Source organism: Klebsiella sp. Ech2A (assembly GCF_030078455.1).
In the GTDB taxonomy this organism is placed as follows: Bacteria; Pseudomonadota; Gammaproteobacteria; order Enterobacterales; family Enterobacteriaceae; genus Klebsiella; species Klebsiella terrigena.
In genome coordinates, this window is the sequence record NZ_JAQGFU010000422.1 from 1 (window position 1) to 1352 (window position 1352).

3 protein-coding genes are annotated in these 1352 nt (G+C 56.5%); all 3 read right to left on the reverse strand.

The features are described 5' to 3' along the window. Positions 1-241 (reverse strand): DEAD/DEAH box helicase (locus PFH44_RS27645; RefSeq protein WP_283826849.1); only part of this gene is annotated, 241 nt, incomplete at its 3' end. Between the two features lie 14 nt (positions 242-255). After that, the gene (gene ynaL, locus PFH44_RS28155; RefSeq protein ID WP_071844916.1) at positions 256-441 is read right to left on the reverse strand and encodes a proline-rich small protein YnaL; all 186 of its coding nucleotides are present in this window, start codon (positions 439-441) and stop codon (positions 256-258) included. A 283-nt stretch (positions 442-724) separates the two neighbouring features. Beyond that, positions 725-1352, reverse strand: a 628-nt coding sequence (gene zntB / locus PFH44_RS27650) for a zinc transporter ZntB (RefSeq protein ID WP_283826850.1), incomplete at its 5' end; no start/stop codon positions are given.

A 1352-nucleotide genomic window follows, 5' to 3' on the forward strand; every position in this document is an offset into this window, starting at 1 on the left:
GTACAAGACGCAGTCTCTGGTGCTGTGTCTTGTACAGCGTGGCATCAACCTGCTGGAGCAGGCCGAGGCCGAATGCGGCCGTTTTTCCACTGCCGGTTTTTGCCTGCACGCGCACATCTTTACCGGCCAGAATCGCCGGCAAAGCCGCCGCCTGGACCGGGGTCATTGCAAGGTATCCCAGCTCGTTCAGGTTATCGAGCTGGGCGGCGGGCAAAACGTTTAGTGTTGAAAAAGCGGTCACAATTTTTTCTCGTGTTAAAGGGCGCGCAATTGGCAGGCGCGTATCCTCGCAGAATTGCGCCTCTGATGCGACAATTTAATCGGTTCGTCGTCCGGCGGCGGGTCGGGTAAAGGATGCGGACGAGGCCGCGGGTCCGGCACCGGCGTCGGGTCGTTGGGTTCAGGTGAAATGGGTATTGAATTTAAAGGCTGATATCGCATTTTGACTCTCCCGGTTATGAGCGGGTGTACCACCCATTAAGCGTAGAAGCTGGCCGCCGGAGAGCAAAAAAAAAAGCCGACTCAATAAAGTCGGCATCGTACGAATCAATTGTGCTATGCAGTAATTCAAAAAAGGAAGTAAGACAATATGGAGCGCAACGCCCATCGCTTGACGTTGCATTCACCTGCGAGAGAGATATTGCCCCGAATGGGTAGATGGTTTATTGATTTCGCTCAAACATTGCCGGGTTTTCGCCGCCATATGCCGATGAAAGGCGATTATTTACAGCCATTTACTGCGATGTAACCACCACGCAACACCGCCAATCAGAACAACTAACATTACGCAAAAGATGGAGAAGCCCAGATGCCACTCGTTGCCGGGGATCCCGCCGAGGTTGACGCCAAACAGGCCGGTCAGAAAGGTGCTGGGCAGAAAAACCATGGCCATCAGCGACATGGTATAGGTTCTGCGCGACATCGCCTCCTGCATAATTTGCGCGATCTCATCGCTCATTATCGCCGTGCGGGCAATGCAGCTATCGATCTCATCCAGGCCGCGGCCGAGGCGATCGGAGATATCCTGCATGCGCCGACGCTGGTCGTCATTCATCCACGGCAGACGTTCGCTGGCCAGCCGGGAGTAGGCATCGCGCTGCGGAGCCATATAGCGGCGCATCACAATCAGCTGCTTACGCAGCAGAGCCAGGAAGCCGCGCGGAGGGACCTGCTGATCCAGCAGATTATCCTCAAGGTCGATTATCCGGTCGTGCAGCTGTTCGATAAATTCGCTGGCATGATCGGTCAGCGCATCGCAGATATCCACCAGCCAGCTGCCGCAGTCCACCGGGCCGGTGCCTTCGCGCAGATCGCCGAGCACGTCGTCCAGCGCCAGCACCCGCCGCTGGCGG